At 65.0% G+C, this 15,238-nt stretch carries 13 protein-coding genes; 8 read left to right on the plus strand and 5 right to left on the minus strand.

Annotated features, from left to right (window positions below; genetic code table 11):
* Positions 1-44: 44 nt before the first annotated feature.
* The 4 genes from gcvH to P9239_RS18630 all read left to right on the plus strand — a co-directional run bounded on the left by gcvH (position 45) and on the right by P9239_RS18630 (position 6,041).
* The gene (gene gcvH, locus P9239_RS18615) at positions 45-425 is read left to right on the plus strand and encodes a glycine cleavage system protein GcvH (RefSeq protein ID WP_309753488.1); all 381 of its coding nucleotides are present in this window, start codon (positions 45-47) and stop codon (positions 423-425) included.
* A gap of 52 nt (positions 426-477) precedes the next feature.
* Positions 478-3,408, plus strand: coding sequence for an aminomethyl-transferring glycine dehydrogenase (gene gcvP / locus P9239_RS18620; RefSeq protein ID WP_309753490.1), 2,931 nt, complete (start codon positions 478-480; stop codon positions 3,406-3,408).
* Positions 3,409-3,576: 168 nt separating this feature from the next.
* On the plus strand, positions 3,577-4,632 hold the full coding sequence (locus tag P9239_RS18625) for an alginate lyase family protein (RefSeq protein ID WP_404980108.1): 1,056 nt from the start codon (positions 3,577-3,579) through the stop codon (positions 4,630-4,632).
* A gap of 20 nt (positions 4,633-4,652) precedes the next feature.
* On the plus strand, positions 4,653-6,041 hold the full coding sequence (locus tag P9239_RS18630) for an L-serine ammonia-lyase (RefSeq protein ID WP_309753494.1): 1,389 nt from the start codon (positions 4,653-4,655) through the stop codon (positions 6,039-6,041).
* A gap of 57 nt (positions 6,042-6,098) precedes the next feature.
* Here P9239_RS18630 and flhA read toward each other — a convergent pair whose 3' ends face one another.
* The 5 genes from flhA to flgA form a co-directional block, all read right to left on the minus strand.
* Positions 6,099-8,201, minus strand: coding sequence for a flagellar biosynthesis protein FlhA (flhA, locus tag P9239_RS18635; RefSeq protein WP_309753496.1), 2,103 nt, complete (start codon positions 8,199-8,201; stop codon positions 6,099-6,101).
* Positions 8,198-9,406 carry a flagellar biosynthesis protein FlhB gene (gene flhB / locus P9239_RS18640; protein ID WP_309753498.1) on the minus strand — a complete coding sequence of 403 codons (1,209 nt, stop codon included), beginning with the start codon at positions 9,404-9,406 and terminating at the stop codon, positions 8,198-8,200. Before flhB ends, flhA begins: the two co-directional genes overlap by 4 nt.
* A gap of 192 nt (positions 9,407-9,598) precedes the next feature.
* A complete protein-coding gene (locus P9239_RS18645; protein ID WP_309753500.1) occupies positions 9,599-10,033 on the minus strand; it encodes a flagellar protein FlgN in 435 nt (144 codons plus the stop codon).
* Positions 10,034-10,116: 83 nt separating this feature from the next.
* Positions 10,117-10,440, minus strand: coding sequence for a flagellar biosynthesis anti-sigma factor FlgM (gene flgM, locus P9239_RS18650; RefSeq protein ID WP_309754153.1), 324 nt, complete (start codon positions 10,438-10,440; stop codon positions 10,117-10,119).
* A 180-nt stretch (positions 10,441-10,620) separates the two neighbouring features.
* The gene (flgA, locus tag P9239_RS18655; RefSeq protein WP_309753503.1) at positions 10,621-11,982 is read right to left on the minus strand and encodes a flagellar basal body P-ring formation chaperone FlgA; all 1,362 of its coding nucleotides are present in this window, start codon (positions 11,980-11,982) and stop codon (positions 10,621-10,623) included.
* Positions 11,983-12,266: 284 nt separating this feature from the next.
* On the opposite strand from flgA, the gene flgB reads away from it, so the two are divergent.
* From flgB to flgE, 4 genes are read left to right on the plus strand one after another with little or no spacing between them, the layout of a single operon-like run.
* Positions 12,267-12,758, plus strand: a complete 492-nt coding sequence (gene flgB, locus P9239_RS18660; protein WP_309753505.1) for a flagellar basal body rod protein FlgB — start codon at positions 12,267-12,269, stop codon at positions 12,756-12,758.
* A gap of 7 nt (positions 12,759-12,765) precedes the next feature.
* Entirely contained in the window at positions 12,766-13,191 is a 426-nt protein-coding gene (flgC, locus tag P9239_RS18665; protein WP_309753506.1) for a flagellar basal body rod protein FlgC, read from the plus strand.
* 11 nt (positions 13,192-13,202) lie between these two features.
* A complete protein-coding gene (locus tag P9239_RS18670; protein WP_309753508.1) occupies positions 13,203-13,937 on the plus strand; it encodes a flagellar hook assembly protein FlgD in 735 nt (244 codons plus the stop codon).
* Positions 13,938-13,984: 47 nt separating this feature from the next.
* Complete coding sequence (flgE, locus tag P9239_RS18675) at positions 13,985-15,202, plus strand: flagellar hook protein FlgE (protein WP_309753511.1); 1,218 nt, start codon at positions 13,985-13,987, stop codon at positions 15,200-15,202.
* Positions 15,203-15,238 lie beyond the last annotated feature (36 nt).

The raw sequence follows: 15,238 nt of genomic DNA on the forward strand, positions 1-15,238 counted from the left end.
CTCCGACCCAGAACCTCACGAACGAACCACGCAAGGAGCATCCAATGAGCATCCCGGCCGATCTGAAATACACCGAATCGCACGAATGGGTCCGCACGGAGTCCGACGGCACGTTGACCGTCGGCATTACCGATCACGCGCAAGAGGCGCTCGGCGATATCGTGTTCGTCGAGCTGCCGGCGGCGGGCAAGTCCGTCGCGGCGGGCGACGCCATCGCGGTCATCGAATCGGTAAAGGCCGCCTCCGACATCTACGCGCCGGTCTCGGGCGAAATCGTCGCGGCGAATGACGCGCTGACGTCGTCACCGGATCAGGTGAACGGCGCGCCGTACGAAAGCTGGCTCTTCAAGATCAAGCCCGCGAGCGATGCGGGCCTCGACAAGCTGCTCGACGCCGAAGGCTACGGCAAGTCGATCGGCGAATAACTCTTATCAGACGAAAGCGGCTCGCACGCGGGCCGCTTTCGCAGGAATTCACATGAAGCTCGAACACCCGGATCGTCCGATGAACCGCACTTCCCTGTCACTCGCCGCGCTCGAATGCCACGATGCGTTCGCCGGCCGGCACATCGGCCCCGACGAGGCCGACCAGCGCGCGATGCTCGATGCGCTCGGTTTCGCGTCGCGCGCGGCGTTCATCGACGCGGTGATTCCCGACACGATCCGCCGCAAGGAAACGCTGCCGCTAGGCGCGTTCACGCAGCCGAAAAGCGAAGCCGAGGCGCTGGCGGCGCTGCGCAAGCTCGCGGACGAGAATCTGGTGTTCCGAACCTTCATCGGCCAAGGCTATTACGGCACGCACACGCCTGCCGTGATCCTGCGGAACGTGCTGGAGAATCCGGCGTGGTACACGGCCTACACGCCGTATCAGCCGGAAATTTCGCAGGGGCGTCTCGAAGCGCTGCTGAACTTCCAGCAGATGGTGATGGACCTGACCGGTCTCGCCATGTCGAACGCATCGCTGCTGGACGAAGCAACGGCGGCCGCAGAAGCCATGACGCTGCTGCAACGCGTCGGCAAGCCGAAGTCGAACGTGTTCTTCGTCGCGGACGACGTGCTGCCGCAAACCATCGAAGTCGTGAAGACGCGCGCGAAGCCGGCGGGCATCGACGTGAAGGTCGGTCCCGCAGCGGATGCCGCCAGCGCCAACGCCTTCGGCGTTCTGCTGCAATATCCCGGCGCGAACGGCGACGTGCACGACTACCGCGCGCTCGCCGAAGCGGTTCACGCGGCGGGCGGCCACGTCGTCGCGGCGGCGGATCTGCTCGCGCTCACGCTCATCACGCCGCCGGGCGAATGGGGCGCGGATGTCGCTATCGGCAACACGCAGCGCTTCGGCGTGCCCGTCGGCTTCGGCGGTCCGCACGCGGCGTACATGGCCGTGCGCGACGAATTCAAGCGTCAGATGCCGGGGCGTCTGGTCGGCGTGACCGTCGATGCGCAAGGCAATTCCGCGTTGCGTCTCGCGCTGCAAACGCGCGAGCAGCATATTCGCCGCGAAAAGGCGACGTCGAACGTCTGCACGGCGCAGGCACTGCTCGCGATCATGGCGAGCATGTACGCGGTCTATCACGGCCCGCAAGGACTGAAGACGATTGCGCTGCGCGTGAACCGCGTGGCGTCGATTTTCGCGGCGGGCGTGGCGAAGCTCGGCTACGGCATCGCGAACAAGACATTTTTCGATACCGTCACCATCGAAAGCGGCGCGAACACGACCGCGCTGCATCAGGCCGCTTACGCCGCGCATATCAATCTGCGGCGCGTGGGCGCAAGCCAAGTGGGCGTATCGCTCGACGAAACCACCACGCGCGACGACTTGCAGAAGCTCTTCGCGCTGTTCGCGGAAGTCGCGGGCAAGAGCGAAACGTTCGACATCGACGCGCTCGACGCATCCATCAGCGATTCGCTTCCGGCAGAGCTGAAACGCACGAGCGACTACCTCACGCATCCGGTCTTCAACCGCCATCACTCGGAGCACGAAATGCTGCGCTATCTGCGCAGCCTCGCCGACAAGGACCTCGCGCTCGACCGCACGATGATCCCGCTCGGCTCCTGCACGATGAAGCTCAACGCCACGTCCGAGATGCTGCCCGTGACGTGGCCGGAGTTCGCGCAGATTCATCCGTTCGCACCGGCCGAGCAGACGCTCGGCTATCGCACGATGATCGACCAGCTCGAACAGATGCTCGTCGCGTGCACCGGTTACGCGGCCGTCTCGTTGCAGCCGAACGCCGGTTCGCAGGGCGAGTACGCGGGCCTGCTCATCATTCACGCGTATCACGAGTCGCGCGGCGAAGGGCATCGCAATGTGTGTCTGATTCCGGCGTCCGCGCACGGCACGAATCCGGCGTCGGCGCAAATGGCCGGTATGCAGGTGGTGGTCGTCGCGTGCGACGCGAACGGCAACGTCGATATCGACGATCTCAAGGCGAAGGCCGAAAAGCACTCCGCGAATCTCGCGGCGATCATGATCACGTATCCGTCGACGCACGGGGTGTTCGAGCGCAACGTGCGCGAGATTTGCGACATCGTGCATCAGCACGGCGGGCAAGTGTATGTCGATGGCGCGAACATGAACGCGATGGTCGGCCTGTGCGCGCCCGGCCAGTTCGGCGGCGACGTCTCGCACCTGAACCTGCACAAGACGTTCTGCATTCCGCACGGCGGCGGCGGACCGGGCGTCGGTCCGGTCGCGGTCGGCGCGCATCTCGCCAAGTTCCTGCCGAATCAGACCTCGACCGGCTATCAGCGCGACGAAGCGGGCATCGGCGCGGTGTCGTCGGCGCCGTACGGCTCCGCCGCGATTCTGCCGATTTCGTGGATGTATATCGCGATGATGGGGGCGAAGGGCCTCACCGCCGCCACCGAAAGCGCGATTCTCGCGGCGAACTATGTCGCCAAGCGCCTCGCGCCGCATTATCCGGTGCTGTACAGCGGCCCGGGCGGACTCGTCGCGCACGAGTGCATTCTCGATGTCCGGCCGATCAAGGAAGCGAGCGGCATTTCGGTGGAAGACGTGGCCAAGCGCCTGATCGACTACGGTTTCCACGCGCCGACCATGAGCTTTCCCGTGCCCGGCACGCTGATGGTCGAGCCGACGGAATCGGAATCGAAGGAAGAGCTGGACCGCTTCATCGACGCGATGATCGCCATTCGCAACGAAATCCGCGCGGTCGAGGAAGGCCGCGCCGATCGCGAAGACAACGTGTTGAAGCACGCGCCGCACACGGCTGCGGTCGTGACGGCCGACGAGTGGAACCACGCGTACACGCGCGAAGCGGCCGCCTACCCGGTGAAGTCGCTGGTGGCGCGCAAGTACTGGTCGCCGGTGGGCCGCGCCGACAACGCGTATGGCGACCGCAACCTCATGTGCTCGTGCGTGCCGGTTTCGGAGTACGCGGACGCGTGACGCACGGCGCGCCGCGCCGCGCGGAAGCGTCAAGCTTTGTCGGGCGGTTTTGCGGTGCGTTCGAGAACGGCTAACATCTCACCCCGGACCAAAGCCAATCAGGGAGTGCGTATGGCGCCGAAGGTGCGAAAGGGGAACGAGGCGAGCCGCTTCAGGGCGACACACGCAATGCTGGCGGCGCTCTGCGCGCTTTCGATGACCGCGCCCGCCGCGCATGCCGCGATGAACTTCTGTGCCGCGCCGGCCATGCAGACGAGCGAGCGCACGAACGCCGACCCCGGCGTGAAGGCGCTGGTGAAGATGGTGCAATCGCACGTGAACGACGCGCCGAACGCCCGCGCGACCCTGCACACTGAAGGCACGCTGCCGCACGAAGGCATCCGCGACGAAAGCGTCGAAGCGGAACAAGATCTCGACCTGATGCGCGACGCCGCGCTCGCGTGGCGCGCCACCGGCAACGAACGTTATCTGCGCCTCGTCGACCGTTATCTGCTGGCGTGGACCACGACGTATCAGCCGAGCTTCAACCCGATCGACGAGACCAATTTCGAATCGCTGATCCTGGCCTACGATCTGACGGCGAGCGCGTTGCCGGTCAAGACGCGCAACGCGGCGAACGCGTTCATCGCGAAGCTGGTGAACGGCTATGTCGCCGATATCGGCAAACAGCCGCGCCCGCTCAAGGGCACGTACCGGAACAACTGGCAAAGCCATCGCGTGAAGCTGATCGCGATGGGCGCGTTCACCATCGACGACCGCAAGATGATTGACGCGGCGCAGCGGCTTTTTGTCGAGCATATCGGCGACAACATCGCGCCGGACGGTTCAACGGTCGATTTCGCCGAACGCGACGCGCTGCACTACGTCACCTACGACTTGCAGCCCCTCGTGACGGCGGCGCTCGCGGCGCGGCGGCATAACCGCAACTGGCTGCCGGAGCGCGCGGCGACGGGCGCGACGCTCGCCAGCGCGCTCAACTGGCTGACGCCTTACGCGATCGGCACGAAGACGCACGACGAATTCGTGCATTCGAGCGTCGCGTTCGACGCTAAACGCCGCGAGGCCGGCTTGCCTGGTTACTCGGGCCAGTGGGACCCGAAGAACGCAGCGGAGCTTTTTCATCTGGCGGCACGTCTCGACGGCCGCTACGCGCCGGTGGCGCTCAGGCTCGCGCCGACGCCTCCCGCGTGGCTCGCGGTGTGTCTGCCGCTGCCGGCGCGGTAATTCAATTTGCAGGAGCAGTCATGGCAGTCAGCGTTTTCGATCTCTTCAAAATCGGCATCGGACCTTCCAGCTCGCACACGGTCGGCCCGATGCGCGCCGCGCTCATGTTCGCGCAAGGGCTCGAACGTGACGGGCTGCTGGGCGCGGTGACGTCGGTCAAATGCGAACTGTACGGCTCGCTCGGCGCGACGGGGAAGGGCCACGGCACGGACCGCGGCGTCATGCTCGGCTTGATGGGCGACGCGCCGGATACCGTCGATGCCATTAGCATCGTGCCGCGACTCGCAGCGGTGCGCGCAACGAAGACGCTCGCCTTGCTCGGCAAGCACGAAATACCGTTCACGGTGAAGGAGAACATTGCGTTCTATCGGCAGGCGCTGCCTGAGCATCCGAACGGCATGAAACTCTATGCATTCGATGCCGGCGGTCAGTTGCTCCGCGAAGCAACGTATCTCTCGGTGGGCGGCGGCTTCGTCGTGACGGCGGGCGCGCCGAACACGGCCGTGCTCACGGCGCACGCGCAATTGCCGTATCCGTTCCAGACCGGCGACGAACTGCTGAAAATGTGCGCGGAATCCGACAAGTCGATTGCGCAACTGATGTGGGAAAACGAGCGCGTCTGGCGCAGCGCCGACGAGATTCGCGCGGGCCTCTTGCACATCTGGGAGGTGATGCAGGATTGCGTCGCGCGGGGTTGCGGTATCGGCAATCCGGATGCGGAAGGGCATCTGCCGGGGCCGTTTCAGGTGAAGCGCCGCGCACCGCAGCTTTATCGCGCGTTGACCGGCAGGCCTGAGCAGGCGCTGCGCGATCCGCTTTCGATGATCGACTGGATCAATCTGTACGCCATCGCGGTGAACGAAGAGAACGCGGTCGGCGGCCGCGTCGTGACGGCGCCGACGAACGGGGCGGCGGGCATCATCCCCGCCGTGCTGCATTACTACGACCGCTTCGTGCCGGGATCGAATGCGCAGGGTGTGATCGACTTTCTGCTGACGGCGGCGGCCATCGGCATCCTGTACAAAATGAACGCGTCGATCTCCGGCGCGGAAGTGGGATGTCAGGGCGAAGTAGGCGTCGCGTGCTCCATGGCGGCGGGCGGCTTGGCGGCGGTGCTTGGCGGCACGCCTGCGCAGGTGGAAAACGCGGCGGAGATCGGCATGGAGCACAACCTGGGGCTCACGTGCGATCCGGTGGGCGGCATGGTGCAGATTCCGTGCATCGAACGCAACGCGATGGGCTCGGTGAAAGCCGTGAACGCGGCGCGCATGGCCATGCGCGGCGACGGTTCTCACTACGTGTCGCTGGATTCGGTCATCAAAACCATGCGCGAGACGGGGGCCGATATGAAGACGAAGTATAAGGAGACGTCGCGCGGGGGATTGGCGGTGAATATTGTGGAGTGTTGATGATTGCTGCGTCAGAACTGGACGGTCGCATTCGACCGTCCGTTGAACATTCGTACCTCACGCCCCAATCAAATTAACCACCTTCACATTCCGCGTATCCGGCACTTCCGCATAAGACAGCACCTTCAACTGCGGCAAGCTCCGGCGCAGGAACCGCGCGAGCATCGCGCGCAGCGAATGCTGCACCAGCAACACCGGCGGCAACCCCAGATTTTGCTGACGCAAGATCGCGTTCTGCGTCGAGTTCATCAGCGTCTGCGCGAGTCCCGGCTCCAGTCCCGGATTCGGCCCCGTCGATAGCGCCTGCGACAGCACGCGCTCCAGCGTCGGATCGAGGCCCATCACCTGCAAGTCGTCGGCGCCCGGATACCACTGCTGCGTGATCGCGCGGCCCAGCGCGAGGCGCACCGCCGCCGTGAGTTCGTATGCATCCGAAATGCGCGGCGCGTGTTCCTGCAACGCGTCGAGAATAGTGCGCATATCGCGAATCGGCACGCTTTCGTCGAGCAGATTCTGCAGCACCTTCTGCAGCGTCGTGAGCGAAAGCGTCTTCGGCACGAGGTCGTCCGTGAGCGACGGCGTGTCCTTGCCGATACGCTCCAGAAGCGCCTGCACTTCCTGTCGGCCGAGCAGTTCCGCCGCGTGCGTCACCACCAGGTGATTCAGATGCGTCGCCACCACCGTGCTCGCATCGACCACCGTATAGCCGTACACCTGCGCCTGTTCGCGCATGTTCGTTTCGATCCACACCGCCGGCAAGCCGAACGCCGGATCGGTCGTCTGCGTGCCCGGGAGCGCCGCCGACACCTGACCCGGATTGATCGCGAGCCATTGGCCGGGGAATGCCTCGCCCACGCCGACTTCCACGCCCTTCAGCGCAATGCGATACCCGTTCGGCCGCAATTCGAGGTTGTCTCGAATATGAATGACCGGCGGCAGGAAGCCGATTTCCTGCGCGAACTTCTTGCGAATGCCCTTGATGCGCTTGAGCAGTTCGCCGTCCGCGTTGCGATCCACGAGCGGAATCAGGCGGTAGCCCACTTCCAGTCCGAGCGGATCGATAAGCGCGACGTCTTCCCAGCTCGCCTCCGCGTTTTCGGCGGATGCCGCCGCAGCCGACGCAATCGGCGTCACATCCGTGACCGCGCTCGCCTTCTTGTTCGCGGCGCGCTTGTTCATTGTGCGCGCGGCGTAGATCAGACCGCCGCCCAGCAGCATGAACGCGAAGTGCGGCATCCCCGGAATCAGTCCCATCACGCCGATGATCACGCCCGTGATCATCAACACGCGCGGGTTCTGGAACAACTGGCCGGTCAGCTGCGTGCCGATGTCCTCGTCGGTCGCGACGCGCGAGACGATCACGCCCGCCGCCGTCGAAATGATGAGCGACGGAATCTGCGCGACGAGGCCGTCGCCGATGGTGAGCAGCGTGTAGTTGGTCGCCGCGTGCGCGAAGTCCATGTCGTGCTGAAGCATGCCGACGATCAGCCCGCCCACCACGTTGATGACCATGATCAGCAAGCCCGCGATGGCGTCGCCGCGCACGAACTTCGACGCACCGTCCATCGAGCCGTAGAACTCCGCTTCCTGCGCGACGCTCTGGCGGCGCTTCTTCGCCACTTCCTCGTTGATGAGGCCGGCGTTCAGGTCGGCGTCGATGGCCATCTGCTTGCCGGGCATCGCGTCGAGCGTGAAGCGCGCGCCGACTTCCGCGATACGTCCCGCGCCCTTCGTGATGACCATGAAGTTGATGATCATCAGGATCACGAACACGACGATACCGACCGCGAAGTTCCCGCCGACGAGAAAGTGCCCGAACGATTCGATCACCTGTCCCGCCGCATCCGGGCCGGTGTGGCCTTGCAGCAGAACGATACGCGTCGAGGCCACGTTCAGCGACAGGCGCAGCAGCGTGGAAAACAGCAGCACGCTCGGGAACGCCGCGAAGTCGAGCGGCTTCTGCGTGTACATGCTGACGAGCAGCACCATCACCGACAGCGCGATGTTGAAGGTGAACAGCAGATCCAGCAGAAACGCCGGCAACGGCAGAATCATCATGCCGAGAATCATGCAGATCAGGATCGGGCCGGCGAGCGCCCGAAGGTTCTGCGTGCCAAGCGCGTCGGGGCGTTTGGCGAAAAATCCTGCGCGCGCGTTCATGCTGCGGCTCCCTTGTCAGTGTTTCCGTCGTTCAGGGCTTCGGCAGCTTCCTGATCGGCGTCGGCGTCGGAAACGCCGCCTTTGTCCAGTTCCTTCGGAACCTCGAGATCGGTGGGATCGTCCGGCTTGATGCCGCCGTCTTCCTTGTAGCGCTTCAACTGGTAGACCCACGCCAGCACTTGCGCGACCGCGCCGTACAGCGCGCCCGGAATCTCGCGGTTGATCTCCACGTTGTGATAGAGCGCCCGCGCGAGCGGCGGCGCTTCGAGCAGCGGCACGTTGTTCTCGCGGCCGAGTTCGCGAATACGCGCGGCCACCAGATTCACGCCCTTCGCGACCACGCGCGGCGCGCGCATCTCGCCGTCGGTGTACTTCAGCGCGACGGCAAAGTGCGTCGGGTTCGTGACGATGACGTCGGCAGTCGGAATCGCCTGCATCATGCGGCGGCGGGCGGCTGCGCGCTGCTGCGAACGAATGCGGCCCTTCACATGCGGATCGCCGTCGTTTTCCTTGTGCTCGCGCTTCACTTCTTCCTTGCTCATGCGCAGCTTCTTTGCGTGCGACCACATCTGGTAAGGCACGTCGACGGCGGCGACGAGAAACAATCCGCCGATCGCCATGCCGCAGCACACGACAATAAGATGCATGGCGTCGGCGAGCGCGAGACCGAGCGGCTTGGTGAGCAGCCCGAGCACTTCGGCCTTCCGGCTCCAGATTCCCCAGCCGGCCACGCCGCCCACGACGAGCGTCTTCAGAATGGACATGCCGAGCTGAACCGGGCCCTGCATCGAAAAGATTTTGCCGAGCCCGCTGATCGGATTCAGCCGGCCGAAATTCGGCGCGAGCGGCTTGGTCGTGATGAGCCAGCCGCCGAGCGCCATGGGCGCGGCCAGCGCGGCGAACGCGGTCATCGCGAGCACGGGCAGCACGGCGAGCATGCCTTCCTTGCCGGCGTTGGCCGCGCCGATCATCGTCTGGTGCGTGTCCAGCACGATGTCGTGATTGAACGTGAACGAGGCGCGCAGGATCGACTGCAAATGGCCGCTGATGGAAGCCGACATCGCCATGACGCCGAAAAATCCCGCCGCCACGAGCGCGAACGAGGCGAGTTCCCGTGAGCGCGCGACCTGGCCTTCCTCCCGCGCCTTTTCCAGGCGCTTGGGAGTGGCTGATTCGGTTTTTTCGAGATCGCTTTCTTCTGCCACTGCGTGCTCCGCTTCGTGCTTCGTTGCCAACGGCATGAAGCCGCTTTCTGATGCAAACGATTATTGCGGAAGGCGTCGAGTGGCTATCGGGGGATTAAGTCGGGGAAAGGGGGGTTAATCGACGGATAAACGAAAACGGCGCACGACCTCGTGCAAGGCCATGCGCCGCGATGAGACGAATTCGGACGCCGGTCAGACGCCCGGCACGCGCCCGTCCGGGCCATAGAACCCGGCTTTGGACGGCGCCACCTGCAAAGCGGCAAGCGCCTTGCGGTTGTATTCCATGCGCGTGCGGATCAGCACGCCATTGTTGTTGTTGCCCTGTTTCGCGCGGCGCGCGGCGGCGCAGAGCAGCTTCCATTGTTCGGCGATACGCGCATCGCCTTCTGCCGCGGCTTCCATGCCGACGAATCCGCCGGGAAAACCGAGTGCGTTCAGATGCGTGTCGCGTTCCTTTTCGAGCCCGCTGATGCGCTCGGTGAGCGCCGTCTTCTGGCCGATGATTTCGGGCAGCGCCGCAAGCGGTTGCGCGGCGATCAAGGCTTTTTCCTCGTGCGCGAGGAGGGCTTCGAAGGCCAGCACGGCGGCGACTTCTTCGGTGACAGTGGCAAGCAGGGCGTCTCTCATTGCAACTCGCTAAAAACGCGGTTCATAAAAGCCGCCCGGCTCTGTCCACTTCGCGCGCCGGGACGTGCCCGGGCCGTTGCGTTTCAGCCGCCGGTCGGCGGGGTTCTCGTTTGCAGCAGGTCGCGCGCGGTGCTCAGAATGCCGTCGGCGATCTTGCTGGTGTCCATCTTCAGGCTGCCGTCGCGGATCGCGGCCTTGATCGATTCGACTTTCGCCGTGTCGATGTCCGAGCCGTTCGACGCGCGCAGGTCCGACGACAACGTCGACAGGCTGACCGTCGACTGGCCCGCGACTGCGCCGCTCGCTTGCGCGCTCGGCGCGGCAGTCTTCGCATCGCCCTGCGATGCACGTTGCAGCCCGTCTTGCAGGCCGCTCAAAGAGGTAGTGCTATTCGATTCGATTTTCACGATGTCCATTCCCGAACGTGTTGAGTCCTTTATCGGCGGGGGCTTTGAAAAACTTTACCCTGCCGGGGAAGACTCAACCTGCGCGGTGCCGGGTCATCTGGCGCTCTGCCTTGTGGCACAAGGCTTCGGCGCGTTTGCAACAAATTGCAACAGAGTGTCCGCTGACGCACACAAGGCCGCTTACATGCGAATCTCGACGGTCTGACTATCCTTCACGATGCCGGTGATGATCTGTCCCCCGGCGGTTTTCACGCGGACTTGCTGGCCGGGCGCGGCGTTATTCATCGCGGCGCCATCGGCGGAAATGGAAAAGCCCGTGCCGTCTGCGACGACGTGTACCGTCTGGCCGATCGCCACCGAACTCGCGGCGCGCAGCATGTCCGTGCGCAGCGGCAAGCCGGCCGGCACGCGCGACAGCGCGACCGCGCCCACGGCCTGCGACGGATCGGTGACGACGGCTTGTGGCATCGCGCTCAGATCGCCGTCGCGGGCAATGAGGTCTGCGCTCGCGAGCACTTCGCCCGGCGCAATGGCGCGCGCGGCGGTGTAGTACGTCGCGTTGATGGAGACGCGCGCCTGGACGTACAGCGTCCACGGGCGCTCGCCCACGCAGCGCACGCCCACGGTCACGCGGCCCCAGAGGCGCGCGCCGGTCGGCATGAACGGATCGAGCGCCGAGCACGGCGCAAGGCCGCGCGGAAACACGGGCGTCACGGTGATCTCGACCTTGCCGGGCAAGCCCGCCGTCTGCTGCTGAAGAAATGTGAGCGCGGCGACGCGGATGGATTCGCCGTCCTGCGCCGTGGCGGACGCAGCGGGCGTTTGCGCGGCGGCGGTGGCCGGCGAGAAGCTGACGCGCTTCATCGGCGAGGCGGCGGCGGCGGCTGAATAATTGGCCGCTCGAATCGGCGATGCGGCAGCGGCTGCAATCGGGCGGGCGCCAGCCGAGGAGGAGGCGTCGTCGCGCGTGATCACAACCGGCATGACATCGCGCGATTGAGCGCTGACCGGCGCTTTCGCCAGCGCGGGGGCGGCCGTTCCGACGGTGCGAGCCGTGGACGCGTCGTCGCGCGCGACGGCGACGGGCGCTTTCGCCGGCGTGGCCGCAGCGGGCTTCGCCTCGCCCGGACCCGGAACGACGATCAGCCCGCCTGCGTCGTCCATGGCGTCGTCGGCGGCTTCGGCGTGTGCTTCGAGCGCGAGCGCGGCGTGGCGCATGGCGGAGTCGGCGGCGCTCGTCGCGGCGCGATAGCCCGATGCTCGCGCAACATCGGCGACAGCGGCGGGCGTCGGCGCGGGGGCGGCGGCGGCCACCGGCTTCGACGAACCGAGACCCTTCGCCATTTCCGCGACGGCGGCGGGATTCGTCTCGGCGTTGCCGGGAATCGCGATCATGCCGTCGCTCTGCTGCGCGAACGCGCCCGCCGCGAAGCCGACGATCAGCGATGCGCCCGCCATGCCGCGCACCGCTGCGCGCGCGCCGCGCTTCATTGCGCCTTCACGCACCGCGACGTTCGACGAATACTTGGCGGACCTGCTCATCACTGTTCTCCTCGCCCGCGCATCGCGACGGCGTGCCTGAATGAATCGGCCGAGCTTGCGGCCACATCATGCGGTGGCGGCCATGAAAACGCCGCTTCCCACTCTCGACGCAGATTCTAGATACGCCCGTGCGCGCTCAAGCCTCGAATAGAGGCCGCGTTTCCCGGTTATTCATCGGATTAGTTATTGCGCGCCGCTCCTAAGATGCGTGTCATGCAAAAAGCCCCCGGCAATGGGCGGCGACAGGCGACAACCAACCCGGATGGGACCGGAGAAGAAACGGAATGCTAGACAAACTCGACAAGGAACTCGCGTTCGGCCGTGAGGCGCTCGATGTGCGCGCTTACCGGCAGGAACTGCTGTCGTCGAATATCGCGAACGCGGACACCCCCGGCTACAAGGCGCGCGATGTCGATTTCTCCACCGCCCTCGCTGGCGCGCTGAAGAAGGACGGCGGCGCGTCCGCGTCCGCATCGAACACGGCGACGCTCAAGATGGCCCAGCCGGTTTCGGTCAGCACGAGCGGGTCGATGGCCATGACCGCGAAAGGCCACATGTCCGGCACCTCGACGCTCGCGGCATCGGGCGGCCCGAGCGACGACTACGGCCGCCTCGCGTATCGCGTGCCGAGCCAGCCTTCGCTCGACGGCAACACGGTCGACCTCGACGCCGAACGCGTGCAGTTCGCGGACAACGCGCTGCACTTCGAAGCCGGAATGACCGTGATGACGTCGCAGATCAAGTCGATGTTGTCCGCCATCACGTCCAACAGTTAAGAAAGCCATGTCTTCATTGATGAACATCTTCAGCGTCGCCGGTTCGGCGATGTCTGCCCAGGCTCAGCGCCTGAACGTGACCGCGTCGAACCTCGCGAACGCGGACAGCACTACCGGTCCCGACGGCCAGCCGTACAAGGCGAAGCAGGTCGTGTTCGCCGTCGATCCGCTCGGCGGCGCGAAAAGCGGCTCGGGCCAGCAAGTCGGCGGCGTGCAGGTGACAGGCGTCGTCGACGATCCGAGCCCGATGAAAACCAGCTACGACCCGAGCAACCCGGCGGCGAACTCGGACGGCTATGTGACGCTGCCGAACGTCGATCCGGTGCAGGAAATGGTCAACATGATTTCCGCGTCGCGTTCCTATCAGGCGAACGTCGAGACGCTCAATACCGCCAAGCAATTGATGCTCAAGACTCTGACCATCGGAACCTGAGGAATTCAACCGTGACGACGAACACCACCATCGGCAGCAACGGCACCACGGTGTCGCAGACGCTGCTGGACACCATGAACGGCACGAAGAGCGCGTCCAGCTCGTCGAGCAGCACCAGCAGCACCAGCAGCACGGGCGGCACGTCCGCTTCGGATCTGCAGAACACGTTTCTCACGCTGCTCGTGACGCAGTTGAAGAATCAGGACCCGACGAACCCCGCCGACAGCTCGCAGATGACTTCGCAGCTCGCGCAGATCAATACGGTGACGGGCATCGGTCAGCTGAACACGTCGCTCAGTTCGCTCGCGACGCAGCTTTCGGCGGGCCAGTCGTCGCAGGCCGCGCTGCTTATCGGCTCGAACGTGCTCGCGCCGGGAAACAGCATGACGGTGTCGAGCGGCGCGTCGTCGAGCTTCGGCGTGCAGCTCGCCAACGACGTGAGCGACCTGCAGATCGTCGTCAAGGACAAGTCGGGGAACATCGTGAACACGCTGGATCTCGGCGCGCAGGGCGCGGGCGTCGTGCCGGTGTCGGGCTGGACGCCGGTCGATTCGAAGGGCGCCACGCTCGCCGACGGCAGCTACACGATCACCGCGCAAGGCACGATCAACGGCCAGCAGGCGACCGCGACGACGCTTTCCGCGTCGCAAGTGCAGAGCGTCGTGCAGATGACGGGCGGCGCGCCGGGCCTGAAGCTCGCAAACGGCTCGACGGTCGCACTGACGAGCGTCGCTTCGATTCTTTGATTCCACTTTCCTGTGACGCCGGGATACGCCCGGCGAAGAGATAAACCATGAGCTACCAACAAGCACTGAGCGGTCTGGGCGCCGCGTCGAGCGACCTCGATGTCATCGGCAACAACATCGCGAACGCGAACACTGTCGGCTTCAAGGAAGGCGCCGCGCAGTTCGCCGACATGTACGCCAATTCGATGGCGACCGCCGTTTCGAACCAGATCGGCATCGGCACGCGCCTCGCGGAAGTGCAACAGCAGTTCTCGCAAGGCACGATCACCACGACCAACCAGGCGCTCGACGTCGCGATCAACGGCAACGGTTTCTATCAGCTGTCGAACAACGGCTCGACCGTGTATTCGCGCAACGGCGTGTTCCATCTGGACGACAACGGCAACATCGTCAACTCGGCGGGCCTGCAATTGATGGGCTACAAGGCGGATTCGGGCGGCGTCGTCAGCAGCGCGAGCACGGTGCCGCTCTCCGTCCCGACCGCGAACATCGCGCCGACGGCGACCAAGACCATCACCGCCGCCTTCAACCTGAACTCGCAGGACACCAACAACGCGGCGAGCAGCTTCGATCCGACCAACGGCAACACGTACAACGCGTCGACTTCGGTGGACGTGTACGACACGCTCGGCGGCACGCAGAAGGTTTCCGTCTACTTCACGAAGACCGGCACGGGTTCGTGGGAAGCGTTCGCAGGCTACGGCGATCCGGTCACGCAGAAAACCGACCTCGGCGCAGTGACGTTCGATTCGTCGGGCAACCTGACGAGCGGCTCGAAGTTCACCTTCACCATTCCGAACGGCGCGGACCCCTCCGGCACGACGACGCAATCGTTGACGCTCGATCTCTCCGGCACGACGCAATACGGCGCGAAGAGCGGCCTCACGAACCTGCATCAGGACGGCAACAGCACGGGCGAACTGACGGGCTTCACCGTCGGCACGGACGGCATGTTGACCGGCAACTACTCGAACGGCGAAACGAAGGCGCTCGGCCAGATCGCGATCGTCAACTTCAACAACCAGAACGGCCTGCAGAACCTCGGCGGCAACGTGTACGCGCAGACGGCGGCTTCGGGTGCGCCGCAAGTGGGCGTGCCGGGCTCCACGAACCACGGCACGCTGCAAGGCGGCGCGGTGGAAGACTCCAACGTCGATCTGACGAGCGAACTCGTGAACCTGATCACCGCGCAGCGCAACTATCAGGCGAACGCGCAGACGATCAAGACGCAGCAGACCGTCGACCAGACGCTGATCAATCTGTAATCACCGTCCGCACGCAATAGACGCATCAGGAAAGAA

The sequence above is a fragment of the Caballeronia sp. LZ062 genome, assembly GCF_031450785.1.
GTDB lineage: Bacteria > Pseudomonadota > Gammaproteobacteria > Burkholderiales > Burkholderiaceae > Caballeronia.